General features: G+C 68.2%; 24 protein-coding genes and 3 pseudogenes. 13 read left to right on the top strand and 14 right to left on the bottom strand.

Features of this window, described 5'->3' with window-relative positions:
* Nucleotides 1–133: 133 nt before the first annotated feature.
* The 4 genes from ACZ6O2_RS34390 to ACZ6O2_RS34375 all read left to right on the top strand — a co-directional run bounded on the left by ACZ6O2_RS34390 (nucleotide 134) and on the right by ACZ6O2_RS34375 (nucleotide 2725).
* Complete coding sequence (locus ACZ6O2_RS34390) at nucleotides 134–358, top strand: hypothetical protein (protein WP_466025915.1); 225 nt, start codon at nucleotides 134–136, stop codon at nucleotides 356–358.
* Nucleotides 359–1117: 759 nt separating this feature from the next.
* Nucleotides 1118–1459, top strand: a complete 342-nt coding sequence (locus ACZ6O2_RS34385) for a hypothetical protein (RefSeq protein ID WP_466025914.1) — start codon at nucleotides 1118–1120, stop codon at nucleotides 1457–1459.
* A 472-nt stretch (nucleotides 1460–1931) separates the two neighbouring features.
* A complete protein-coding gene (locus tag ACZ6O2_RS34380; protein ID WP_466025913.1) occupies nucleotides 1932–2102 on the top strand; it encodes a hypothetical protein in 171 nt (56 codons plus the stop codon).
* On the top strand, nucleotides 2099–2725 hold the full coding sequence (locus ACZ6O2_RS34375; protein WP_466025912.1) for a helix-turn-helix domain-containing protein: 627 nt from the start codon (nucleotides 2099–2101) through the stop codon (nucleotides 2723–2725). Before ACZ6O2_RS34380 ends, ACZ6O2_RS34375 begins: the two co-directional genes overlap by 4 nt.
* Before the next feature lie 364 nt (nucleotides 2726–3089).
* Here ACZ6O2_RS34375 and ACZ6O2_RS34370 read toward each other — a convergent pair whose 3' ends face one another.
* Entirely contained in the window at nucleotides 3090–3731 is a 642-nt protein-coding gene (locus ACZ6O2_RS34370; protein ID WP_466025917.1) for an RNA-guided endonuclease TnpB family protein, read from the bottom strand.
* 64 nt (nucleotides 3732–3795) lie between these two features.
* A complete protein-coding gene (locus tag ACZ6O2_RS34365) occupies nucleotides 3796–4146 on the bottom strand; it encodes a hypothetical protein (RefSeq protein WP_466025911.1) in 351 nt (116 codons plus the stop codon).
* Nucleotides 4147–4212: 66 nt separating this feature from the next.
* Between ACZ6O2_RS34365 and ACZ6O2_RS34360 the strand changes: the two genes are divergently transcribed.
* The 3 genes and pseudogenes from ACZ6O2_RS34360 to ACZ6O2_RS34350 form a co-directional block, all read left to right on the top strand.
* Complete coding sequence (locus ACZ6O2_RS34360; protein ID WP_466025910.1) at nucleotides 4213–5364, top strand: IS630 family transposase; 1152 nt, start codon at nucleotides 4213–4215, stop codon at nucleotides 5362–5364.
* A gap of 272 nt (nucleotides 5365–5636) precedes the next feature.
* Complete coding sequence (locus ACZ6O2_RS34355) at nucleotides 5637–6209, top strand: DUF6892 domain-containing protein (RefSeq protein WP_466025909.1); 573 nt, start codon at nucleotides 5637–5639, stop codon at nucleotides 6207–6209.
* Between the two features lie 299 nt (nucleotides 6210–6508).
* A pseudogene (locus ACZ6O2_RS34350) lies at nucleotides 6509–6697 on the top strand (IS5 family transposase); the annotation flags it as partial.
* Between the two features lie 73 nt (nucleotides 6698–6770).
* Here the strand turns inward: ACZ6O2_RS34350 and ACZ6O2_RS34345 are convergent.
* Nucleotides 6771–7688 (bottom strand): transposase, encoded by a 918-nt coding sequence (locus ACZ6O2_RS34345; protein WP_466025908.1) that lies wholly within the window; start codon nucleotides 7686–7688, stop codon nucleotides 6771–6773.
* A gap of 87 nt (nucleotides 7689–7775) precedes the next feature.
* Nucleotides 7776–8207 (bottom strand): annotated as a pseudogene (locus ACZ6O2_RS34340) (transposase); the annotation flags it as partial.
* 54 nt (nucleotides 8208–8261) lie between these two features.
* On the opposite strand from ACZ6O2_RS34340, the pseudogene ACZ6O2_RS34335 reads away from it, so the two are divergent.
* A pseudogene (locus tag ACZ6O2_RS34335) lies at nucleotides 8262–8435 on the top strand (transposase family protein); the annotation flags it as partial.
* A gap of 258 nt (nucleotides 8436–8693) precedes the next feature.
* Here ACZ6O2_RS34335 and ACZ6O2_RS34330 read toward each other — a convergent pair.
* From ACZ6O2_RS34330 to ACZ6O2_RS34305, 6 genes are all read right to left on the bottom strand, one after another.
* A complete protein-coding gene (locus tag ACZ6O2_RS34330) occupies nucleotides 8694–9197 on the bottom strand; it encodes a hypothetical protein (RefSeq protein ID WP_466025907.1) in 504 nt (167 codons plus the stop codon).
* Nucleotides 9198–9236: 39 nt separating this feature from the next.
* Nucleotides 9237–9839 carry a hypothetical protein gene (locus tag ACZ6O2_RS34325; protein ID WP_466025906.1) on the bottom strand — a complete coding sequence of 201 codons (603 nt, stop codon included), beginning with the start codon at nucleotides 9837–9839 and terminating at the stop codon, nucleotides 9237–9239.
* Between the two features lie 678 nt (nucleotides 9840–10517).
* Nucleotides 10518–10787, bottom strand: a complete 270-nt coding sequence (locus ACZ6O2_RS34320) for a hypothetical protein (RefSeq protein ID WP_466025905.1) — start codon at nucleotides 10785–10787, stop codon at nucleotides 10518–10520.
* Nucleotides 10788–10811: 24 nt separating this feature from the next.
* Nucleotides 10812–11246: a DUF5956 family protein gene (locus ACZ6O2_RS34315; protein WP_466025916.1), complete on the bottom strand. Its 435-nt coding sequence runs from the start codon at nucleotides 11244–11246 to the stop codon at nucleotides 10812–10814.
* Entirely contained in the window at nucleotides 11212–11382 is a 171-nt protein-coding gene (locus ACZ6O2_RS34310) for a hypothetical protein (RefSeq protein WP_466025918.1), read from the bottom strand. Before ACZ6O2_RS34310 ends, ACZ6O2_RS34315 begins: the two co-directional genes overlap by 35 nt.
* Before the next feature lie 80 nt (nucleotides 11383–11462).
* On the bottom strand, nucleotides 11463–11834 hold the full coding sequence (locus ACZ6O2_RS34305; protein WP_466025904.1) for a hypothetical protein: 372 nt from the start codon (nucleotides 11832–11834) through the stop codon (nucleotides 11463–11465).
* 223 nt (nucleotides 11835–12057) lie between these two features.
* Here ACZ6O2_RS34305 and ACZ6O2_RS34300 point away from each other — a divergent pair.
* Nucleotides 12058–13481 (top strand): IS3 family transposase gene (locus ACZ6O2_RS34300; RefSeq protein ID WP_466025903.1). Its coding sequence is split into 2 segments (ribosomal slippage): nucleotides 12058–12415 and nucleotides 12415–13481, totalling 1425 coding nucleotides; the frame shifts between segments, so codons are not numbered across the junction.
* A 505-nt stretch (nucleotides 13482–13986) separates the two neighbouring features.
* On the top strand, nucleotides 13987–14505 hold the full coding sequence (locus ACZ6O2_RS34295; RefSeq protein ID WP_466025902.1) for a tetratricopeptide repeat protein: 519 nt from the start codon (nucleotides 13987–13989) through the stop codon (nucleotides 14503–14505).
* A gap of 225 nt (nucleotides 14506–14730) precedes the next feature.
* Here the strand turns inward: ACZ6O2_RS34295 and ACZ6O2_RS34290 are convergent, their stop codons facing one another.
* Together ACZ6O2_RS34290 and ACZ6O2_RS34285 are read right to left on the bottom strand one after the other, a co-directional pair.
* Entirely contained in the window at nucleotides 14731–16140 is a 1410-nt protein-coding gene (locus ACZ6O2_RS34290) for a hypothetical protein (protein WP_466025901.1), read from the bottom strand.
* On the bottom strand, nucleotides 16137–19133 hold the full coding sequence (locus ACZ6O2_RS34285) for a BTAD domain-containing putative transcriptional regulator (protein ID WP_466025900.1): 2997 nt from the start codon (nucleotides 19131–19133) through the stop codon (nucleotides 16137–16139). Before ACZ6O2_RS34285 ends, ACZ6O2_RS34290 begins: the two co-directional genes overlap by 4 nt.
* 604 nt (nucleotides 19134–19737) lie before the next feature.
* Between ACZ6O2_RS34285 and ACZ6O2_RS34280 the strand changes: the two genes are divergently transcribed.
* The 3 genes from ACZ6O2_RS34280 (at nucleotide 19738) to ACZ6O2_RS34270 (ending at nucleotide 22205) form a co-directional block, all read left to right on the top strand.
* Nucleotides 19738–20379: a suppressor of fused domain protein gene (locus ACZ6O2_RS34280; RefSeq protein ID WP_466025899.1), complete on the top strand. Its 642-nt coding sequence runs from the start codon at nucleotides 19738–19740 to the stop codon at nucleotides 20377–20379.
* A 286-nt stretch (nucleotides 20380–20665) separates the two neighbouring features.
* On the top strand, nucleotides 20666–21133 hold the full coding sequence (locus ACZ6O2_RS34275; protein ID WP_466025898.1) for a hypothetical protein: 468 nt from the start codon (nucleotides 20666–20668) through the stop codon (nucleotides 21131–21133).
* Between the two features lie 196 nt (nucleotides 21134–21329).
* Nucleotides 21330–22205 (top strand): hypothetical protein, encoded by an 876-nt coding sequence (locus tag ACZ6O2_RS34270; protein ID WP_466025897.1) that lies wholly within the window; start codon nucleotides 21330–21332, stop codon nucleotides 22203–22205.
* A gap of 127 nt (nucleotides 22206–22332) precedes the next feature.
* On the opposite strand, the gene ACZ6O2_RS34265 is transcribed toward ACZ6O2_RS34270, so the two are convergent.
* Both ACZ6O2_RS34265 and ACZ6O2_RS34260 read right to left on the bottom strand, forming a co-directional pair.
* On the bottom strand, nucleotides 22333–22899 hold the full coding sequence (locus ACZ6O2_RS34265; protein ID WP_466025896.1) for a hypothetical protein: 567 nt from the start codon (nucleotides 22897–22899) through the stop codon (nucleotides 22333–22335).
* 254 nt (nucleotides 22900–23153) lie between these two features.
* On the bottom strand, nucleotides 23154–23546 hold the full coding sequence (locus ACZ6O2_RS34260; protein WP_466025895.1) for a hypothetical protein: 393 nt from the start codon (nucleotides 23544–23546) through the stop codon (nucleotides 23154–23156).
* Nucleotides 23547–23800 lie beyond the last annotated feature (254 nt).

Genomic DNA, 23800 nt, shown 5'->3' with positions numbered 1-23800 from the left:
TTTTGAGGTTTTTGGTTGGCGGCGGAGGTGCCGGCGAGATCCGCCCGACGCCGGCGGGAGCTAGGGGGGGGGCGGGGGCCGGCCCGCCGCGGCCCGCTTTGCGGGCCGCCTTGATCTGATAGAGCGGAATTGTATGGACGCCCGCGTGCGGCGCGCGGTCGTGCTGACCTGGCAGTACCGGTCGGTGCGGCACGAACTGTTCGCCGACCACCACTGGCAGGGGCGACCGCCGGCACCATGGTGGTGCCTCGACAACACGATCGCCGTCCGCTCGCCGTTCGACGGCTACGCCACCGGTCAGGTCCTACGCCCTGCACCTGACCCACCTCGACCTCACCACGGGGCGAGGCGAAGGTGAGCTGACCGTCGCCCACTCCGGCACCGCCCCACTCACGGCATACCCAGTCACCATCACCGACAGTGCGCCGACGCTGGCCGCCGACGTAGAGGCCGAACACCGGACGGCGGTGGCCGACGCGCTGTCAGCCCTCGGCCTCACCCACGCCGAAGACTGGGGACCACCCCGGCAGTTCGGGCACCGATGACGTCGCAATCCCAGTCGTCGCCGATGTGCACCATATTCGCCGGGCTGCTTCGGCACGCGGTGGCCACGCAATGGAAAGCGGCTGGACGCGCGGGGCGGGGCGTGGGGTTCGGGCCGGCTGACTTTCCGCCCCGGGGCGGTAGGCCCGGGGCGGTAGGCCCGGGGCGGTAGGCCCGGGGCGGTAGGCCCGGGGCGGTAGCTGGCGATCGGAATGCGGGCGGCGCGGATGGCCGGGATGAGGCCGCCGAGCAGTCCGGCGACCAGGCCGGCGATGACGCCTGCGGCCCCTGCCTGCACTGCCGCGCTGGGGGCTGCCCGCCCATGACCCAGGCAGGCTATCGCCAGGGCGGCCGCTCGGTGCCTGGATCGCTCCCTATTCGGCGGGACGATCGGGGCCCGAAGCGAGGCCAGGAACGGCTGACACCTCGGCTGCTATCGGGCGACGACTTGATCTTTGTGAAAAGTCGAGCGTCACTGCATCCGGTCACCGTCCCGGCGGACCCGGCAGCGGCATCCCCACACCGTTGGCCGGGGTGGTGGCCACCGGCGTCAGACACCACCGTCGAAAGGGCAATGCTGATGACATCGCCGCACCGCCGCGCTGTGCCCCACACCGTTATCGACGTCCCGTTGTGGCTGCTCGCCGCCGATGTCGCCGCCGCCCACCTTCGTCACCCCGGCCAGCCGAGCCGCTGCGCCAACCTGCGGTGCACCGGCGAGGCGTACCCGTGTGCACCGGCGCGTGATGCCCAGCGTGCCTATCGTGCCGCGACCCGGCCCGGTGTCTGCGCCCGAGATCGCGCGCAGGTCACCGTCGCATCTGGCGGCCCGGCCACGGGCTTTGCCGGCTGGTTCCGGCCCGCGCGGCCGGTGGCCCCATTGCAGCGGTTCATGACAGCGCCGCGCGCCGCGTGACAGGCCAGGTCCCATTCGGGGATGCCTGCCACCGCTCTTGTCCGCACCGCGGCGGGACCCGACTGCAATCCTCCCAAGGAGGAACCACGTTCCCGCACCAGGCCGGCACTCGCCGGTTATGCCTCTGACACGGCTGCCCTGCTGCTCGGCGAAACGTCGTCGTTTCGCACGCTGCCCCTGCCCGCAGGGAGCGGAAACCGTTGTTACCCGCTCGCGCTTTCCCTGATCAGCCCTCCTTGCGAGCCAGGCCGCAGAGCACCTGTGCACGCCCTCACATCGCATGCCCGATCGACGCATCGACCAGGCATCGCGGCATGGGCTCCCCCGCCTGTTCGTCGGCAGGCCAACCCAGCGTCACGACCGCCCCACCCCACTTCATGGAGAACCTGTGCCTCATCGGCCCCGTGCCCTACGACAGCTAACCCACCCACAATCCCCTCACACCGACACCCGGGCTGTCCGCGGCTACGCCGTGATCGCCCCTGACATCACCCTCCGACTCGACAGCGTCGGACTTGTCGTTGGCGTCGCCGAGTCCGCCGACGTCAAGGTGTTCCCGACCGTCCGCGGCGGCTCAGATGCTGCCGATCGCGGGCACGGCCGTCCGGTCATGTGCGATGCGCAGGCGCGGGTGCCGGAATGAGCATCGAAGCGGTCACCTGGGCGCTGAACCATGCCCCCGACGTCCCGCCGCAGTGCCTCGCCGTGCTGATCGGCCTCGCCAATCACGCACACGCCAACGGCCGCGCCGCGTACCCCACGCAAGACCGTCTCGCCCACTACGCCCGCAAGTCCGTCCGCTCGGTACAACGCGACCTTGACGAGTTGGCGCGGCGCGGCCTGATCCGGCGAGGCGACCAGCGCCACACCGCGTTTCTTCCCGCCGACCGCCGACCGATCGTGTGGAACCTCGCCATGGAACGTCGAAGGCCGCTACCCGACGCCGTCGACCCGCTCGCCGAGCCTCAGTCCGGGCGCCCTACCGAGGCACCCGAACCTGTGGATAACCGGGGCGACGCACACGACGCCCCGGTGCCGGACCGGGGTGACGCACACGTCCGAACGAGGCGACGTACACGACCGGACGGGGCGACGTACACGTCGCATAAACCGTCCTTAACCGTCCATAACCAAACGCGCCCGCGCGCGCAGCCCGGCGCCACGCCACCCACCAACCCCACCGCCGCGCACTGCCCTCGGCACCGGGGCTCCCCCGCCGGCAACTGCGGACCATGCCGATCGGAAATGCTGGCGGGCGGACCATGACTCCACCACCGCAGCCCCGCCCTAAGCCCTCGTCGCTGTCAGCCGACGGCCGCACTTGGCAGCGGCAACGGCAAGCCGCGCCGAGGAACGACGGAACCCTGCCGCGGCGCAGCAGCCGGCGCCCGACCGCGCGCACAGCCGCTCCCACGTGCACGCACACCAGCGCCGCAATCCTGCGGCGATCTGCTGCGGCTTCGCCGACCAGCACCAGCAACGGGCGCACCGGCTGGTGGATCACCGGCTGGGTCGACCCTCTCGACGACTGCCTGCAGCACCTGACCATCGGGCTGCCGAGCGGAACGGTGCAGCGCAAGGTGGTAGACGTCGCATCCGAGCGCACCGACATCACCTATACCGTTACCTTTCAGTGCGCTCTAGTGAGCACGCGATCAGCAGTCCTGCCTTGCGGTGGGACGGTCCCGGTCTGACCGGCGGATGCCGTGCCGGGTTCACGCTTCACGGCCACCTGCCCGCGTACGCGGGTCTTACGGTCGGCTCCACGTGCTGCCACCGGGCCACTCCCGGCGGGGTCGAACTCGGCCGCGAGGGCGGCCAGGTTCAGCGAGGCGTTGCGGTCGCGGTTCATGACCAGGCCACACGCCTCGCAGTGGTACTCGCGCTCGGACAGGGCGAGCTTGGCTTTCGCCGCGCCGCAACCCGAGCATGTCTTGCTGGATGGGTACCAACGGTCGGCGATGATCAGTCGTTCGCCGTTCCACTGGGTCTTGTAGGTGAACTGCCGGCGGATCTCGGCGAATCCGACGTCGGTGATGTGCCGGGCCAGCCTGCGGTTGGCGAGCATGCCGGCCACGTTGAGGTCTTCGACCACGATTGTGCCGTGCTCGCGGGCGAGTCGGGTGGTGAGCTTGTGGATGCCGTCTCGGCGCAGATTCGCGACGCGGGCGTGGGCGCGGCCGAGCCGGGCAGCGGTGCGTTCCCACCGTTTCGACGGCCGTCGTCCGATACGCCGGTCTGGACCCTGCTTGCGCGACAGCGCCCGGCCCAGCGTCCGCAGCCGGGCCTGCGCGACGGTCAGGTGGCGCGGATTGTCGACTAAGTGCTGCTCGGCGTTAATTCGTCGGGGGTTGGGTCCAGGCGGTGGGGTCGTTGAGGTAGAGGCCGCAGGCGCAGTCGAGTGCTTCTTCTGCGGTGCCGGCGGTGTGGCCGCTGGGCAGGAACGAGTCTTCGTATCCGTCCTTGCTGGCCAGGTAGATCGCGAAGCCCCACTGGTTGGCGTAGCCGCTGTAGCGCAGCCGGAACAGGGGCAGGGTGGTGCCGTCGGCGAGTCGTCCGTCGACGTAGGCGAACACGCCGCGGTAGCGCACCGACACCGTGGTCAGGGCAGGCCAGTGGGTGCGGGCGTGAGCGCCCAGGCGTTGGCGTAGCGAGGTCTTGGTCGACTCGGGCGGAGGCTTGGCCACGACTGCCATAGTGCCGCACCCGGCGGCGTGTCGGTGCGGGCGCTGCGGCGTGTGGGGTGGCAGAACATGCCGATGCCCCCGACAAGCCCCTACGTGATCGCCCTCGATGCTGATGAACGTGGCGCGCTGCAGGCGTTGACGCGTCGGTCTACCAGCGCGTATCGGCTGGTGCTGCGGGCACGGATCGTGCTCGCCGCCGCGGACGGCGCCACGAACACGGCGATCGCCGCCCGCCACGGCGTGCACGTGGACACGGTGCGCAAGTGGCGGCGGCGGTTCTGGCAACGCCGGCTGGAAGGGCTGGCCGACGCGGACCGGCCCGGCCGCCCGCCGGTGTTCACCCCGGTGCAGCAGGCGCAGGTCAAGGCCCTGGCCTGCGAACTGCCGGCCGACCACGGGGTGCCGCTGTCACGCTGGAGCGCGGCCGAGCTGGCCGGCGAGGCGGTCACCGCGGGGATCGCCGCCGACATCTCCGGCTCCACGGTGGCACGTTGGCTGGCCGCTGACGTGATCAAGCCCTGGCAGCACCGGTCGTGGATCTTCCCGCGGGACCCTGACTTCGCCGCCAAGGCCCACCGGGTGCTCGACCTCTACGCGCGGACATGGCAGGGCCAGGCGCTCGGCGCCGACGAGTTCGTGATCAGCGCGGACGAGAAGACCTCCATCCAGGCCCGCTGCCGCTGCCACCCGACCCTGCCCCCGGGGCGGTCGAGGCTGATGCGGGTGGAGCACGAATACGACCGTGGCGGAGCCCTGGCCTACCTGGCCGCACTCGACGTGCACCACGGCAAGGTCTACGGCCGCTGCGAGCCGACCACCGGCCTGGCCCCGTTCGCGCGGCTGGTCGAGCAGGTCATGACCCGCGAACCCTACGCCTCAGCACGGCGGGTGTTCTGGATCGTCGACAACGGCTCCTCCCACCGCGGGCAGGCGTCCATCGACCGCATGACCGCGACGTGGCCCACCGCGACCGTGGTGCACACCCCGCTGCACGCCAGCTGGCTGAACCAAGTGGAGATCTACTTCTCCATCGTGCAGCGCAAGGTCGTCACCCCCAACGACTTCTACGACCTGGCCGACGTCGAGAACCGGCTCGAGGCGTTCCACGACCACTACAACCTCGGCGCACGACCGTTCAACTGGCGATACACCAAGAAAGATCTCGACGCACTCCTCAAACGCCTCGCCACCCACACGCCCCTACCCAGCGCCGCGTGACCCCCGACGAATTAACGGCAATGAGCACTAAGGCGTGTTTCATAGCTTGGAAGCGGACGGCGAGTTTGTCGTAGCGGGTGGCGACACCACGGTGACAACGTCATCGGGTGCACCGCCGCGATGGCGCAGTGGGCCATGGACGTCGTCCTGACCCGACGGCTGGTCCGCTTCCACCGCACCGGCCGCTCCGAACCGTCACCAGCCCCGCCTGACTCGAACGACGACCCGCTCCGCGTCCTAAGCCAAGCCGGTAACAAGATACGGTCGGGATCATGACCCTCATCTTCGCCGACCTCGGCCTGCACCTGGGCGTCCTGGACGCCCTGCTGGATGACGCGATCGCTGCCGACGACCTCAAGGCGCTCATCGAGTCGACCGGCCCCGATGGCCCGGAGGACGGCTACCCAGGTCCAGGCCCGCGCCTGGAGGCGTCACTAGAGCTGTTACATGCCGTCGCGGTGCCGTCGGCCGAGGCTGCAGCGATCACCCACTTGCAGTTCGACGGCGGCAGCGACATCTACATGCTGATCGAGCAGACCCTGGACATCGACACCGGCGGCGAGTCCGACGACTACAACGTGACGTCGCTGGAGGGCATTCACGCACTGTCCAGCCTGCGGTCCCTGGACCTGGACGGCCACGGCTACCGTCGAGGGCCGTTGGAGCTGACCCCGCTGACCGGCCACCCGGCCCTGTCGGAACTGGTACTGACCGGGAAATGCACGGGAGCGGCGGCGCTGGAGTCGCTGCCTGCGCTACACACCCTCGACGTCTCGCTGGCACACCTCGACGACCCCGATGTCCTGACCCGCTTGGAGGCCCGCGGAACGACGGTCCACCGTTGACCGTGCCACACCAGAGGCCGTTGCCCCACAGAGGCCGGGAGTCCTGGGTGGGGGAGCAGGTTGGTGCCCGACGTCCACTGCCTCGGCGCGGCCGACGCGCCCCCAACCGCATACATCTGCGGTGTCTGAGCAGCACAAAGGCGGTCGAGGTGCAGGCCGATCTCCACGGCGGGGCGTCAACCTGCGCCAGCCGGCGGCAGCGATGCGCTGCGCCTGGTTGCCGCTCGCTGGTGCACCCCGTAGTACCACCGGCGTGCATCTTTTCGGTCATTAACTGCCGTAGTTCGATGACGGCCGGTCGCAAGGCCAAAGGCTCCAAAGGCGGCCGCCCACCCGCCTTCGACAAGGACCACTACCGGCTACGCCACGCCGTCGAGAACAGCATCAACCGGCTCAAGCGCCACCGTGGTGTCGCCACCCGCTACGACAAGCTGGCAGTCCGCTTCCAAGCCGTCCTGAACATCACCATCGTCACCGAGTGGCTCTGACCGACTTGTGAAACACGCCTTACGACCTTGTGCGCAATTGCCAGGGGTTCGTGGCTGCTGTGATGTGGATCGGTTACCAGGTGATCATGCGGTCGGATACCAGGCCGGCGACCGCGTCGATGGTCTCGGGCAACAGCTCACGGCGGCCGGTGAAGCGTTGAAGCTGCCGCCACCACTTCAGCTCCGCGATGGCGTGCTCGACCGGGATGCGTTGTGAGGACTGGTGTTTACGCTCTGCTTCCCACACGTGCTGACGTGCGGTTGGTGCGCCGGGGCGTAGTTTCAGCGGCGGAGCGGTGACCTGCTCGGGGTGGTCCTTGGCCAGACCTTGATAGCCGGCGTCGACCAGCACCGTCACCTGCGGGTAGGCGTTCAGCAGGGCGTCGATGCCCTCGACGCGGGCGGCGGTGGTGTCGTGCATCCGCCCTGGCCGGTGTCCACCGCACCACAAGGTCGCCCCGTACTCGTCGGCCACCACGGTGGCCTTGATCGTGTTCTGCTTCGCCTTGCCCGACACGAACGCCTTACGGCCAGGCCGGCCGACGCGTGGCCGGCGGACCCGGATCTCAGTGGCGTCCAGCCGCAGTGTCACACCCTCCACGGCGGCGTAGGCGAACACATCCGCCAGGGTGCGCAGCCGGATCCCACTCGGGCGGGCGAACCCGCGACGGGCCAACAAGGGCCGCACCTGCCCGATCGCCCGAGTCACGGTCGACCGATCCACCCCGAACGCCACCGCCAGGGCCTCGTGCGGCACCCCCAGACGCAGATGAGCGAGGGTAACGACAAGCCGATCAATGAACCGCAGCGTCAAACGCCGCCCGGCTCCAGCCGCCCGCCGCCGGTGGCCACCCCGACGGGCATACAGCCTGCCCTCTCGCCCGGCCAGCCACACCACACGCAGCTCGGTTCGTAGCAGATGCAAATGACGGCGGGAGATCCCGGTGAACGCGGGATGACTGAACACGCGACGCGCCCACCGGATCGACACCCGGAGATCATCACCTACGCCGCACGGACACCACCAACCGTCCTATTGCGCACGAGATCGTTAGAGGTCGCGCGGAATGGTTGATGGTCAGCGGCGGCGGGTGGGGCGGCTGTCCCACCGGTAGAGGGTCCAGGCGCGTCGGGTGAGGCTGCGGACGGTGATGATGGCGTCGGCGAGGTCGAAGTACGCGTCGATGACCTTCTCGGTTCGTTCGTAGCAGCGTTGCAGCCGGTTGAACGCGTTGTGCCAGCTGTTGGTCCGCTCGACGTGCCACCGGCGGCTCGCCTGGATGGGTGCCTTGTCGCCCTTGTGGGCGATCTCGCCGATGAGGCCACGTTCGGCCAGCAGCACCCGCGTGGTGGCGGAGTCGTAGCCGGCGTCGAGGTGGATCGTGATGGTCGCGGGTAGTGGACCGAGGTCGTCGAGGTGGTCGAGGGTGGGGGCCAGCAGTGGTGAGTCGTGTCGGTTCGCGCCGGCCAGGACCCGGCCGAGGGGAATGCCATAGCTTCTTTGGGTGCCAGGCGGCCGGGGGTGAAGGTCGGCATCTTGTTTGGGAACCACCGACTGGGAGGGCGCCTGGCGTACGCGATCCTCGACGGCACGCTGATCCGCACCGACCGGCTCTCCGGCGAGCAAGATCGATGCCACTACGCGGGCAAGCACCGCTGTCACGGCGTCAACGCCCAAGTCATCGCCGACGCCGCCGGCCGGCTGGCCTGGATCTCGCCCGCGCTGCCCGGCTCACTGACCCAGGGCGGGCGCTCAGACCGACGCGGAGATCAGGAGCAGTTGCCCCACTGGCAGTTGTGACGAGACTTCGGCCTCCCCATTTTCTCTGCTTCCTTGCACCAAGCACACTGCGGCCTGCCTGCCTTGACACATGCGCATCCCATAGCTATTCCTATCGTAGATGGATCCTTACGAGCCGCTCACGAGCGGATCGAGGGTTGCGAGACCGGCTCCTTGCCCTGATCTTCTTGTCGCCACCTACGTAGTCCGAGTCGCCTACATCAGGGAGCGGACAAGTAGGTGATTCGCGTCAGTGGCGTTCCAGTCGTAGGGGCGCCCCGTCACCCCGGCTACGGTCAGTTTCTCGCGGCTCTCCCGGGCGATGACGGGCAGGTTCTCGACGATCGCCTGCATCATTCCTGGTACGTCGTACAGGACTGTGGCGAGCGTACGGTGCTGCACCAGTACGGCCCAGCCCGCCTGCGCGTCATGGAGAAAGTGCGGAAAAGTGGGATTGTCGCGAGTGAGTTCGTTGCAGATGGTTAGGATCTTGAGGGGGTCTTGAGGAAGATCCTGGAGGACCCCTGAGGTCACGTTCAACGTGGACTCGTTACCACCGCCGGAAACCGAGATGACGACGTAGTTTGCCGGCCCGAAGGGGACTCCGACGCCGACCCCCATGACGAATGGATCGAGTTCGACGTACTTCAAGCCGATCTTGGTGAGGGCGTTTTTCGCCTGCTCGAGTTGTTGACGTGCCAGATTCAGCAGGTGTTCCATCGAGGATCCTTCGTCGATCGTGCTGGGGCGGTTGCGTCGTCAGTGATCCAGAATCCGTTGTGCCCCTGCTCTCACCTCCGGAGAGATCGCGTAGCTGGCACCCAGGACATCGATTGCGCATTTCATCCGAACATCGCCGATCCTCACGGAGCCACTGGCATTGCTGACCACCTGCTGGTTCGCGACGGGGTCGGGCAGGGCCAGGACCGCGATCGAGTAGACCTCCTTGGTGACTTCGGTCGGCGGGGCCGCCAACATCATGTCGGTCGTGTCGGCCAGGCCGATCTTGTCGCGTAGTTGGGTGTCCCAGATATTGACGAAGAGGGCTACGGCGGCGATGAGGGCCGGGTCTCCTGCTGTTCGTGCTTCTCGGCATACGGCGCCGAGCCAGTGCCACGGGCGGTCGAGGCCCGTCTGGCCGGTTTGGTAGCTGTTCCTCATCGCTGCCTCCAGATCCTCTGGACCGCCGCCGGCGCGCGAGACCGCCAGTGCCGCGTGGCGCATCCTCGCGTCGTTGCCGACCACCTCGAGAAAGCCCTGGACCACCCGGCGGGCGACATCCAGATCATCCGGGCCCGTCGTCGGGGGCGTCGGGGGCGGGATCTTCTGGTTCTGCTTCTCTTTCCTGTTGAACAGGCCCATTCATTCCTCCAGCAAGGCGGGGGCCTTGCGAGCGATCGGTCCACGCCGTTCTCGGCGCGAACGTGCCGGAACTGGTTCGAGGCTCGGCCGAAGCCTCCCCAAGGGATGCGAAAGCTGCCACGACGCACGAGGAACCATGGGCGGCCCGCAGCGTGCAAAAAGTTTCTGAAATGCATGACCGGCTGTCAATGACAACAATCAGACATCACAAGCGGGGCCGGCGCGAGACGTCGGGGTGTGCGTCATACCCGGCGTCTGCAGGCTTTCTCCCGCAGCAGCTATAGCGCGAATGCCTCGCAGGCGATCGCGCCCATCAGCAGGAGGATCTGGCTCCTGATGAGTCCAGTTGTTCGAGTGGTCTCGCGCCTACAGCTACATGGAGGGGGCTGGTTGCTCGGGTGGGGCGCCGCGGGCCCGGATGCGGTCCGCGATGGCAACTCCTGCTAGGACGAGGGTGGCGGTGAGGCCGGCCACCAGTGCGGGTGCGAGCACCAGAGCGCCCGGTGGTCGTGAGTCGTTTCGGTGGTGATGCCGCGGGGTTGGTTAGGATTAGTGCACACCGGGTTCTTTCAGGCGCTGCTCCCGATGCGGGGTCTGGAGGGCCCGCCTCCGTGAGTTACAGGCGGCGGCGTCGGGACGGTTCGTCCCGACGCCGCCGTTCGCTTGGGCGTTGTCGCGTTAGCTGCGGTTGCGTTCGAGGGTGGATTGCAGGCGGTAGGAGTCGGCACCGGTTTCGATGCGGTAGCCCTTGAATGTGATCACCGGCGCCAGCGCGAGGGGTCGACCCCGGACGGGAGGTTTGCGCGGTGGAGGCATCGCCGAGGACAACGCCGCTCGCACGGTGCGGCGCGACACGTGGTGACGGCGCGCCAACTCTCGCTGCGACACCGACGGATCCACCCGCCGATCAGCACGAATACGCTCAAACAACTCGACACGCGTGAACAACCCGGCCTCCCGGTATGACCGGGATCAACGTAAACCGGCCGATATCAACAAGTCGAGCAAGACCGGCGTAGCGGGCGCTCCCGCGTGTCGGACCCGAGGTTGGCCCCAGTTCTCGGCCTTAGCGGTCGGTGTCCCCGTAGATCTCGTGCAGGATCTTGCGGACCTGGCGGGCGATGTCGGCGGGATGCGTGGTGGCCGCGTGCTCGCGGTTGAGTGATTCGTGCACGTCGCTCCAGAACCGGTCCTCGCCGTGGCCGGCAGGCGCAGAAACCAGCGGTAACCGGACGGGCGGGCCGGGATGCCGGCGTCCCGCAGGTAGGCGTTGATGTCGGCGTCGAGCTCGGTCTGCTCGGCCGCGGTCCGCGGTCGAGCATGGCGGTCGTCCCCGGCCGGCCCGCTCGTCGTCACGACGGTCGCGTGGCGGTCAGGCGGGTCGGGGCAGCGGACGAGCCTGACCAGCCCTGCGGTCCAGCCGACCAGTGCACCAGCCGCTCTCGGGCAGTTCGAGATACTCACCCGCTGGCCCGATCGGCCCCTCCGGCGACAGCTCGACGTCGTCCCAGCCGTCAGCGCTCGTCTCCCCGTAGCCACTCATGGTCGCCTCCCGCCGCGATGGGCTGGAGCCCGCCGGACGCGGTAGGCCCCAGCCCATTGTCCCCACGCGAGGGCCTGCTGCTAGGGGAACACGCAGTTGCTGGTCCCGTAGCAGTTGAACTGCTGCGACCGCAGCGGTGCGGCGATGTAGGTGGGATACCCGCTTGGGGTGAACAGCGTGTTGACATCCGTGTAGTACTCGTTGGAGTTGACCAGGCGGTTGCCGTAGACGGTGCCGCTGTCCCACCGCCAGCCGGACGGGCCGATCACCGGGCCGCCGACGTAGTGGTCACCGCAGTTGGCGTCCGGCAGGTTGTTGCGCTCTTCGTAGCAGTTGACGTAGGTGTCATTGAAGTCCAGCGTGGGCCCGCTGTCCCAGATCAGCGTCACCCTCCACTGCGCCTGCCGACCGTTGAGATTGGTCCGCAGCACCACGTCGTAGGAACCGATCACCCCACTGGTGTTGCCGTAGGCGGCATTGCCCTTCGTCTCCGCCGCATAGCTGTTGATGGTCCGGCGGCAGATACTCCCCGTCTCGCACCACGTGTCGTAGTCATCGGCGAGAACCCCAGCGCCCGTGCCCTGTCTGTCAGGGTGGGTTGAGGCCAGCGGTTCATAGCAAGTCCGCCGGACAGGGCGAGTTTAGGATCGAGAAGCGTTGACTACTACTGTTGAGATGATCGTGGCTCAGGATGGGGTCATGAGTCGTAAGAAGGGCCCGCGTTCGGGCGGGCCGCGTGCCCGCCGGTCGTTCACCCCGGGGCAGAAGCTGGAGCTGCTGGCCGGCTACGAGCAGGCCGTCGCGGCTGGTGAGGGCGGGGCGTTTCTGCGGCGGGAGGGTTTGTACTCGTCGTTGATGTCGGAGTGGCGCCGGGCCCGGGACGCGGGCCTGTTGCAGGGCAAACCGGCTGGTGAGACGGTCGGGCGGCCGTCGGCGGAGCAGGCGGAGATCGCCCGGTTGCGGCGGGAACTGGCGCAGGCGCAGGCGAAGCTGGCGCGGACCGAGACGGCGTTGACGATCATGGGAAAAGCGCGAGAGCTCTTGGAGGACATCTCCAGGAGCGAGCCGGACGGTCCGGACGTGTTCGGGCTCGGCAAGCGCTGATGGCCGCCTACCGGGAGTTGACCAGCACCGGCACCACGACCCGGCAGGCGGCGGCGATGACCGGGATCGCTCGGTCCAGCGCGGACCGGGACCGGTGCCGGCTGACACCGTCGCGGCCGGCCCGGCGGACGCCGGCGAACGCGCTCACCCCGAGCGAACGCGGGCAGGTGCTGCGGCTGTTGAACAGCCCGGAGTTCGTCGACGCCGCCCCGGCGCAGATCTACGCGGCGTTGCTGGACCAGGGCGTCTACGTGGGCTCGATCGCCACCATGTATCGGCTCCTGCGCGAACACAAGCAGGTCCGCGAGCGTCGCCGGCAGGCCCGGCACCCCACCAGGCAGCGTCCCGAACTGATCGCCGACCGGCCGGGGCAGGTCTACACCTGGGACATCACGAAACTCGCCGGACCGGTGAAAGGCGTCTACTACGACGCCTACGTGATGATCGACATCTACTCCCGGTATATCGTCGGCGTCCGCGTGCACGCCCGCGAGTCCGGTCCGCTCGCCGAGTCGATGATGCGCGAGGTGTTCAGCGCCCACGGCGTCCCGCACGTCGTGCATGCCGACCGCGGCACCTCGATGACCTCGAAATCGGTCGCTGACCTGCTCGAAGACCTCGACGTGACCCGCTCGCACTCCCGGCCGAAGACCTCTAACGACAACCCGTACAGCGAGGCCTGGTTCAAGACGTTGAAGTACGCGCCGGTCTTCCCGGACCAGTTCGCGTCCCTCGCCCAGGCGCGGGCGTTCATGACCGACTTCGTGACCTGGTACAACCACGCCCACCGGCACTCCGGGATCGGCATGCACACCCCCGCCGACGTCCACCATGGCCGTCACCACACCGTCCGCGCCAACCGCGAGGACACCCTCGCCGCAGCCCGGAGGGCGCACCCGGAACGGTTCGGCGCCACCCGGCTACTACCCAAGATCCTCGACCTGCCCAACCAGGTCTGGATCAACAAACCCGAACCGGAACGACAGGCCGCTTAACTCCCGCTGGCCTCAATCCCTTGACACGTTCCCGTGTCCTCCGCCCTCCCCGCTGCTGGCGCGACCGCCGTGAACACCGTAGTCACCTGTCCCGCCGGCGAACGAGTGATCGCAGTGAGCCCCTCCGCTGTGCACACCCACTGCGACGCCTGCTGCTTCGCCGCCAGCTTGATGCGCGGCGCGAGCGCTGCGGCGCCCCCGTCGGACTTCCCGGCCCCGGACGGCCCGGCGTTGGCAACACCAGGTACGGCCATGGCCGAGACAAGCAGGGCCCCGGCGAACACCGCTGCTGCCTTCCTTCGCATGTCCATCGAACCTCCCGTATCGCGGCGGACTTCATCGTGAAACTTCCTTCCGACGAAGAGTGGCGCAACAGACCCGTCAAGTAATCGGCACTGGTAGATTGAGCAGCTTGCCAGCCTCGAAGGCCCGGCAGGCTGGCGCCGAAACCTCCTGCCGATCTTGGCGCAGAGGTAGAAGCTGGCGCCGGAACCAAATGCCGATCATGTCCATCGACGACCTGCAATCACCACAGGCCTTGACCGAACTGGTGCCGGAAGAACCTGCCCGAGTGGTGCTCGTTCAAGCTGCCGGAATCATGCACGGTGAAGGCGCGGCGTGGAGCAACCTCGGCCTCGCCCTGGCCGAGATGCGCCGGTTCGACGAGGCCATCACCGCCCACACCAAGGCCCGCGACATCTTCCAGCAGACCGGCAACCTGCACGGCGAAGGCACGGCGTGGAACAAACTCGGCCTCGCCCTGGCCGAGATGCGCCGGTTCGACGAAGCCATCACCGCCCACACCAAGGCCCGCGACATCTTCCAACAGACCGGCAACCTGCACGGCGAAGGCCAGGCGTGGAACAACCTCGGCCTCACCCTGGCTGAGGTGCACCGGTTCGACGAGGCACGTGCCAGTTGGCAGCGAGCGGTGAACGCGTTCACCAGCACTGGTGACACCGACAGCGCGACTGCGGTCCGTGGATGGCTGGACGATCTACCCCCCACCGACAGCACGAGCTGACTTCAGATAAACGATCAAGGCCTCGCCGACTGGCGGAGTCGTGTAATCCAACCGTCGTGTATTCGGCGTTTCTCGGCTCACTGGAGTGACGGTCAGTAACGGCGAGCGCCTCGGGGGTCGTCGCGCATTCGCGGCTGGGATGACCGTTGGTGAGTGGACTGGCGCCATGGATGTCCACTGACAGTCACGATGCCCAGACGGACGGCGTGCCATGTTTGCGGCTACTTAAGTCCGACCGCGAACGCAGGGCCGACGGAAGCCAGGTGGAAGGTTGCGACGCACGGTTCGCTCCGTCCGGCCGATCCGCTTCGCGATCTCGCCGTATCCCATGTGCGGGTCGACACCGAGCCAGTAGGCGACGGCAGCGGCTGTCTCGCCCGGCACCTCTGGCGCCTTGTCGGGATCGCCTGGCGCTGGTGCCTTGTCGGCGTCGCCGTCCGTGCTGCCCTGCGGGAGGGCTTCCGGCGTCTCGGAATTGGTTGGTGCCGCCCCATCCGGCCCCTCGTCGGACCCAGGTGGCTGATCTGGGCTTGGTTCATCACTGGCGTGGTCGTCAGCCGGCTCGACGGGCGGCGTGGGTTGATCGAGGTCGGGGGCTTGAGGGTTCCGCTGGGGCTCGGGGGTGGGTTTTTCGGCGGCCGTGCTTCGCTCTGGCTCGGCGGGCGTGCCACACGGTGGGTCGTCGTGGGGCGGGAGGTGCTCGGTCCCGGAACCAGGCCGCCCAGCCAGCGTACGCCATCGGCCGACGCGTCGCTGCTTTCGTCGGTCAGCTCCGGTTGCGATGCGGACTGGGGTGAGGTCGCCGGCGATGAGGTTGGTGAGGCCGTCGTAGTCGGCGGTGGCGGCCAAGCGAGCGGCGATCTCGTTGAGGTCGTAGACGTGAACGGCGATCGTGGCGGTGGTCGGATCGACCGCTGCTTGGATCTTGCGTCGTAGGACCTTCGCGATCGCGGCGTCACGCCGTTCACGGCGCAGTGCCGCGCGTGCCGCGTCGAGTGACCCGTAGAGGCCGAGCCCGGGGTTGGCTTTGGCCATGGAGCGGGCACGGCGGGTGATCAGCGGATGGCGCAGCCAGTGGCCGGTCACCTCGTACGCTGGCGTGGCCGCCGCAAGTGCCCCCATGGCCCGCAGCCGGTCCCGTCGCACGTTCTCGACGTGCATCAACCAGACGAGGTATCCCAGGCAGGACATGCCGGCGTAGAAGCCGCCGAGCAGGTGGTTGTCGTGGGCTAGCCAGTTGAAGGCGACCGCGCCGGCCGCGATGGCGGCTGACAGGATCCGGGAGGCGGTCGCGCGCTCGCCCAGTCGGCGCCGCACGTCCGCGTTGGCCATGACGACGACGCCGCCCAGTTCGAGGGCGCCGACTGCGGGGATCGCGATGAGCAGGGGGATGTCGAGCTTCTGCGTCGCGCCGGTGACTTGCCCGGTGAGTGCCACGAGGAGCACGACGACGTAGAAGGTCGTCCGCATCTGCGCGGCGCGGCGGACGGCCTGCTCCAGTTGCGTGTCGTTCTGCTCTTCGATGGGTGGTGTGGTTCGGCTGGGGGCGGCACCGGCTGGTTCTGTTCTGGCCGAGGTTGGCGGGTGCCAGGTGGCTGCATTGGCCGGGCTCAGGTCCGCGTACGTCTCGGTCATGAGGGGGCCGTACCCTGCTCGCCGACGCGCTGGCCGCGCCGCATCCGGTTCACCAGCGCACGTGCCAGGGCGGTGGTGTCGTCGCTGACGTCGGTGTCGATCTCGTCGAGGGTGCGGGCGAGCTGGCGTTGCAGGTCGCGGATCGCGGTGGCGTCGCCGAGCGCCGCGTGGGCGCGCATCGCGGCTTGGTACAGCGGCTCGGCGTACGGGTTGTGGCTGATCGCCGTGGTGAGCACGGCGAGCGCCTCGCCGGGTTGGTCGTCGAGCGCCTCGGCCAGAGCGAGGGCGGCGTCGACGGCTTGGCGCTGCACGGCCTCCCGGTACGGTTCGATCCACTCGTAGCCCTTCCCGCCTGCGAGGGGGCCCTGGTAGGCGTCGACGGCTCGCCGCAGCGCGGTGACACGCTCGGCCGGGGTGGTGGCGCGGTTGGCCTGGTCGAGGGCGTCGCTCATCCGCCACAGGTCCACCTCGACGGTGTCGCGGTGCAGGATGTACCGCCGGTCGGGGTGGGACAGGTAGGTGACGGGGCCTCCGGTGTGCTTGAGGACGCGGCGCAGGTTGTAGACGTAGGTGTGGAGTCGGTGCGGTGCCTTGCTGGTCGTCGCCTCAGGTAGAAGGTCGTCCAGGATCGCTTCCTGGCTGGCGGTGCCGCCGCGGACGGCGAGGTAGACCAGTAGCTCCAGGGACTTGCCCCGCAACGGCTGGGTCGTGTCGACGTCGATGATGCGGGCGTCTCCGAGCACCTGCACCTCGACCCGTCCGGTCTCGCCGTCGGGGCTGCCGGAGTCTCGCGATTCGGTGGCTTCGTCCTCGTCGGGTTCGTCGCGGTCGTGCTTCTCGCTGGTTGCGGCTACGGCTTGTGCGTCGTCGGGTCCGGTGTCGGGCAGTCCGTCAATGGCGGGTGCTGGCTGAGATTCGCGGTCGGGTGCGATCGGACCGAGCGCAGGCGTCACCTTTTCGTCGTTGTGGGGCGCGCCGTTCGTGTCCGACGGGTCGTTGCCGCAGTGGTCATCGGCGCCTGGAAGCGGGGAATGCTCGGCGGGTGCCGGTGGCTGCGGCTCACCGGTGTGCGATTCGGCGAGGACCCGGATCAGGTCCGCCGCTTCGGCGGGGTCGATGACGGTGAGGCGGTCGATGTCGGCGGGGTGGCGGGCGTGCCGGTGGTCGTCGCCGTTGGCCGGGCTGGTGGCGCCGTCCTCGGCGACGACGACGGTGTCTCCGTCCGGCCAGGCGCCGAGGAGGACGCCGTGGATGTCGTGGCGCTGTCCTTGGGTGAGCAGCGCGGCGATGCGGGCGCGCTCATGCGTGGCGGTGGTGTCGGTGATGAGCAGCATCGGCGGCAGGGGTTCGGCCATGGGGTCCGCGTCGCGCAGGCCGGTGACGGTGTCGACGTCGTGGTCGGCGCACACGCGGGTGCGGTGCAGCGTCTGTTCTTCCAACAGGGTGAGGGCGTCGGTGAGACCGCCGGTGATGGTCAGCCGGGTGGTGTCGGCGACGGTGGCTGCGGCAGCTCCCAGCAGGGTGGCCAGGGTGCCTGAGGAGATGACCACGTGGCCGCGTCCGTGCGGCTCCTCTAGCCCGCCGGCAGCCAGCGCGGACACCAGGAAGCCTCGGGCCGCCGCTGCGGCACCAGGCCCGGTTAACCCGAGTCCGGCTGGCGGCCACACCTCGATCATCGGGTTGACCAGCGCCGGCACGACCGGGTCTGGTGCTCTCGACGCCGTCACGTTGCTGGTTTCCGGCTCGTCCTCGTCCGTGTCCGTGATGAGGTCGTCGAGCGCAGTGTCGGCGGCGGCCTTCCCGTTTGGGGCCGGGTTGGCCCGGCGCAGGCCGCGCCGGATGCCGGTGATCACCGGCGGCATCGGCTCAACGGTCGGGTCGTCCAGGCGCAGATCAGGTGTGGGTGGCGTGGGGGTGTAGCGGCGACGGCGGTGTGCCCAGACGAGGGCGACCGCGGCGAGGACGGCGGCGACGAGCCCCATGTCGAGCCAGCTGCCGGTGCCGAGCGACACCCCGGGCGGGGGCTCGGGTCGCGGCGTCGGAGTCTGGTGCTCGTCGACGGGGGTGTCTGGGCTGGCCGGCGGTGAGGACGGGGACGCCGACGGCGGCACGGCCGGGGTCGTCAGTGGCGGGGCGGCTTCCACCACGCCGTCATCCATTTCGGACGGGGCGGCGGAGTGGGGCGACGGACTCGCCGATGGCGCCGCCGCAGACGGCTGTCCGGACTCGGTCGGGGGCGGCGCATCCGGCGACGAGGCAGCTGGCGGCACGGTCTCCTGCGGGTCGGGCCCCGCCGGTGGAGCAGGCGGGACGTGGGGTTGCGTGTCGGCTGGTGGGGTGGCGTCGTCGGGCAGGTCGAGGGTCCAGCCGGGGTAGATGACGTCCGGATCGCGCATGGTGCCGCCGACGTCCGGGAAGTGCGTGCCCCGGTTGAGGACGAAGATCTCCCGCCAACGGTCTTCGTCGCCGAGACAGCGCTGGGCGATCCCCGACAGAGTGTCCCCACGGGCGACCGTGTAGGTGGCGGGGGCCGGGGCAGCCGTCCTCGGCATGGTCGGTGCGGCGTGACCGGCGGCGCCCGTAGCCGGACCGGTGGTGTCGTCAGCGGGCGAGGTCGGACCGGCAGCGGCGTGTGCGGGCATCGCGCCGGTGGCGGCGCTGACGGCGGTGGCGCCGAGCATGACCGCCGCCAGGTGCTGCAGCGGCCCGGGCAGGCGCAGCGCCGGTCGCCACCGCAGCGCACCAGCGAGCCGGCGGTAGCCACGCACTACGACGGCCGCGGCGAGTAGCGTCCAGACCACCCATCCGCCCGCGTGTGCGAGGACCAGGATGAAACCGCTGGTCAGGGGTTGCCGGACGAAGGCTCGGACAGCGTCGGCCGACGGCGGGTCCAGGGCTGGCGGGCCAGCCAGGTAGATCAGCGTGACCGGCACGGCGGCGAGGAACGCCGCGTTGGCGAGCCCTGCGGCGACCGCCGCTACACGGGATCTCATGGTCTGCCCTCCTGCCTCATCGCTCGCGCCCGGGCCGCCCGGGTGGCGGCCGTTCGACGGTATGGGCCGGCGGTGCCACAGGGAGCGCTCGGCGGGCTGACAGCACCTCACACGACCTGACACAGCCTCACAACCGCAGGTCATCCGGCTGATGCGGAACAGCAACAGCCCGTGTGGGGTAAGGGCGACCGTGCTGCCGAACGCCCTGCCGGCACCACCCGCGGCCGCATACAGCACCAGTCCTCCGCTGTCGCGGTCGAACAGGCCAGCAGACGCACAACCTGACCACTCTGCCGGTCAGCGAACCGGGCGTTGGGTCACGACCGCGCGGTGCTGGTCGCAGCCTCAGCTGCGGCAATGACGGACAACCTGGCCCCACCAGAACGGCCGGAACTGGACCAACCGTGGTCCGATCTAAACGAGGCGAGTCACGGCGTGTAACGGGAGGGCGGCCGGTGCCGACCACCTGAGTCCACGCTCATGCCGATGAGCGGACGCCGCGCGTTCGGCGACAGCGGCCCCCTGTGGCTGCGGCGATTGCATGGGTCCCGGCACCCCACGGACGAGTGCTCGCTCGGTCCCGGCATGATGCTCGGAGATCGCCATGGGCCTGTGCAAAGAGCGCATTGCGGCCTCGACGCAAGGCAAGGAGACGGCTGCTGTGACACCGAAGCGGCGACGGCGGCTAGCGGCTGCGGAGGCAACCGAGGCGCACGTGCGGCGCTTCTTCAATGGGCATGACGTGGAGATCGTCAACTATGACCTCGGGGCCGGCCGGCGCAGAGCGGTGCCCAACTTCCGGATCATGGTGATCGGTCCTGGGCCTCGCAGCGACTCCTGGGCGTATGTCACCGTTGGCTGCTGGTCGGCCGTCAACAGCGACGGCCACGGAATCGAGTTCGTGATGACGTCCAAACAGCGGCAAGCCCCCGTGGTTGATTTGATTGCCATGGTCGCCTACTACCACGCGGCCCACCGCCTCGACCACTGGCACACGATGCCGATCGGTGGCCCCTGGCTACCTGGTTCGACGTGCGATCATCTGCTTGTCAGCCTGCCCTACCTACACGGCCCGGACCTGGAGCTCTGCGCATTGCCGGACGGACATGCCCGGCTGTTGTGGCTGTTGCCGATCACCGCGGCCGAGAAGGCGTTTCGTCAGCAGCACGACACCGAGGCCTTGGAACAACGATTCGACGACGCCGGGATCGATCCGACAGATCCGTTTCGTGCATCAATGTCCTAAACGCCACGACAACCACGGCATGCGTCGATTCTCGGAAGGCGCGCCCACGGCATCATGCTCAGCGGGATCTGTCACGCTGAGCCAGCCGCACGAGGTGACGCGGCTGGCAGCCGTCACCAAGGTCAGGTGCACGAATCTGCCGCGAAGCGCTCGTCACGCAAGGTAACCGGCTCACGGGTGTATGCATCCGGACGTGCCGATGTGAGTGTGTCGGCTCGCCGGCCCGCGAGCCGCAGGCGCGGGATACGATCTCGCGGATTCACCGGGAGCTGAGGAGCCGCACGCTGTGGATGCCGTCGAGTTCCGGCCGGGCGATCATCTATTGGTTTCCTGCGAACCGCACCGCGTCGAGGTGGTGAGGGCTGACCGGTTCTATGTCTACGTGCGCTGGCCATGGGGGCGGCCGGATCCCGAGTCGGCGTCTTGCTGGGATGGGACGCGTGCATTCGCCCGCGACCCCGAGCATCGTGACTTCGAGCTGCTTTGGCGGCTTGACCCGCCGCCCCTTGAGCTGCAAGAGGGTGACTTCTGCGAGGTCTTGATCCCGCCTACCGAGGTCGTCGTCACGTGGGCCGCTCATTTCGATCCGCCGAAGGATATGGGCTGGCTTCCCCGTCCTACCGGAGCGCTGAACGTCGTCTCGGTCTTCGGGGAGTGGCATCCAGATGGAGAAGACGAAGAAGAGTCCGGGCAGGTTTTGTACCTCAACGACGCCGAGCCGCTGGAGATAGAGCGCCTCGGCCAGTTGCCATGAGAGCTCGTACGTGACCAACTGGCGTGCACGGATCTGCCGCGATCCGCGCAGGCGACCCCCGCCAGCCTCGTCGAAATGGCTCTATGCTGCTGCGATGCAACCCCGCTTGATCAACCAGGTGTGGCTGCCCGGCATTCGGCATGTTACGTAGGCAACTGGCCTTGGGTGGGCGGTTACCGAGTCCGCCAGCTTCACCGTGAACCTGTTCGACCACGACCTGCGTCGCGTGGCGCGATTTGCGGTGCCTCTCGACGACCCGCGGGTGAACGTCGGTGCCACTAGCCAGCTCGTCGCAGCGGGCGATAAGCACCAGATTGTTGTTCTTGACCACAACGGCGCAGTTCATTGGCGTAGCAGCTGGGATCGACTCGGCGGCAGTGCCGCCGTCGGCGCCGACTTCGACCTGGACGGCGACGACATCCTCTGGGTCCGTCTGGTCGGCACCAAGGAGCTTGTCGCCATCCACGCCGCGACCGGCAAGGAGCTCCACCGCACGCCGCTGCCCGGCCCCGAGGCTGCCTGGTTCGTGCACCGTCCCGCGGACACCTGGACCGGCTTGACGCTGCCCCATCCCGAGCCGTCACCCTCCATGCTCATCGGTCTTAACGCCGGACACATCGTGCTGCGACCGCTGGCCGGTGACGACCTCGCCGGTTTCAGCCCAGCGGGCGACCGCTATCTGACCACGGCATTCGACGGCTTTGTGTCCGTCCGCAACGTAACCACCGACAACGTGATCGCGGAGCGACACCTCGAGGACCTGCCGGACACGCCACGAGGCTGGCGATACGTGGACCTAGCTGTGTTCCTCACCGACGAACTGATCCTGATCGCTGTCAGCACCACAGACCTGCCGGACGACGCCGAAGGCCATCTACTGCTGTCGGCGCGCAGGCTGCGATGCCGTTCTAAGATGCGGTACCCGCACCCCCACAGATTCGGTTCCATCCATCCTGCACAGCAGCCAGGCCGATGGCTCACCCGCCATCATGAGGAGGACCTGCTTCGGCTGTGGCAGCTCGACGGTCGCCTCGACGATGAGCCGCTGCCGGGCCAAATCGCGCTGCTCTGACCGCACAACGCTGCGCCGGCCATGCCCGTTCGAGGGGAACGCCCGACGCCCGGATCTGCCGCGAAGCGCTCGTCACCGAAGGTGACGTCGATGCCGGGCGCTGGCATCCGGTCTTGCCGATGTGAGGTCAGTAGTCGAGGTAGATCGGGGCTTCGACAATGCCGTCGTACACCGTCGCGACCTGCAGTTCGGGGTCATTGAAGAGATGAGCTTCACCCCGGTATACCGCAATGACCTTTTCCCCGCCCCGCCACCAGGTGTCCGACACGCCAGCGACTTCCGGGAACGGTTCCAGGTTTGACAGATCCAGTCGGTCAACAGCTGCGCCCCGCACCTTGGTGATCTCGGAGGCCCAATGACCAGCCTGGTACACCAACGCCAGGGACTCGACCCAGCCAGCGACGGACTCGTGCAGCACTGCCCTGCGGCGACTGTCCTCGATGCCGAACTCCCCACGAGGACCGATGAAGAATCCGTAAGGCATGGAGAACCGCTGGTCACCCGCGTCGAACCACCAGTCACCCGTAGAGTCCATCTCGGGCAAGTCGCTACGGAACATCTTCGGGCCACCTTCATAGTGTGGCGCTGGAGGTAGCAACAGGCCGCCCCACATGGCTTCGAACGCTGCCATCCGATCCACAACGGCGGCCGGAATGCCGTGGTTGAGCCAGTGGTCGCGGATGTCGCTGCTCATCTCGCTGTAGAGGCGGTGTCCGTCGCCGTGGACGAAACTTCGCGCACGCCTGGTCAACGCAGCCGTTATGGGCTTCTCCTCAACAACTCATCATCGGGGCATGCGTATTCTGCCGGTTGGCCGCTCCGCTCTGCCAGGATTTCTCGTCGGGAAAACCGTGGCGGTCAGCATCCTCATCTGCCGCGATCCGCGCTCCGCAGAGTCACGGCTGGTGACCGTTTAGGCATCCGCTTGTGGAGGACAGCGCGTCGTAGTTACGACCAATCGAGGCCAGCGAAGGTGTCCTCGCCGGGCCGCCAAACCCCGATCAGCGGGCATATGGGGTCATACACCTCAAACTGCGCGATCTCCGGTCCATCTAGGTCCGCTGGCTTGGGATTGGTAACAATCTCACCCGAGGCGAAGCGGATCACCAGACCACATTCTGGTGACTCCGATACGGCGGTGACTTCCTGCGAGATGAACGCACGTAGCGCATCCCGATGGCCTGGCTCACCGAACTCGAGGACGGTGTTGCCGGCGGTCACAGCTGGCCAGACGTAGGCGGTAAATCGTGCGTCACCAAAGTCGAGCTGCAGGTAGTCCCTGACGAAGACGACCGATTCAAGCTGCTCCTCGACCAACGCGTCGAGCAGGGACTCTGTCACGCCTAGATCGTCTCACGGCGCCCACGCCACCATTCGCACATGCCGCGGAGCGGGCGCTATGCAGCGTCACGCCGAGCTGACCTGGTTGCCGTCCGGACGTGCCGATGAGCGTGCGCGTCTTCGTCGATGGCGGGGCGGCGAGCGGGAGGGCGGACCCGTTAGCCTCGGTCTTTCATTTGAGTACGGTTTCATAGTCACTTCTCGATAAGCGCGATCCGCGTGATTGCCGCTGTTCTGCGGCATGCTGAGGGCCC

The organism is Micromonospora sp. NPDC048040, assembly GCF_055587185.1.
Note: the sequence above shows the minus strand (reverse complement) of the source record. Positions and strands in the feature narration are given on the sequence as shown.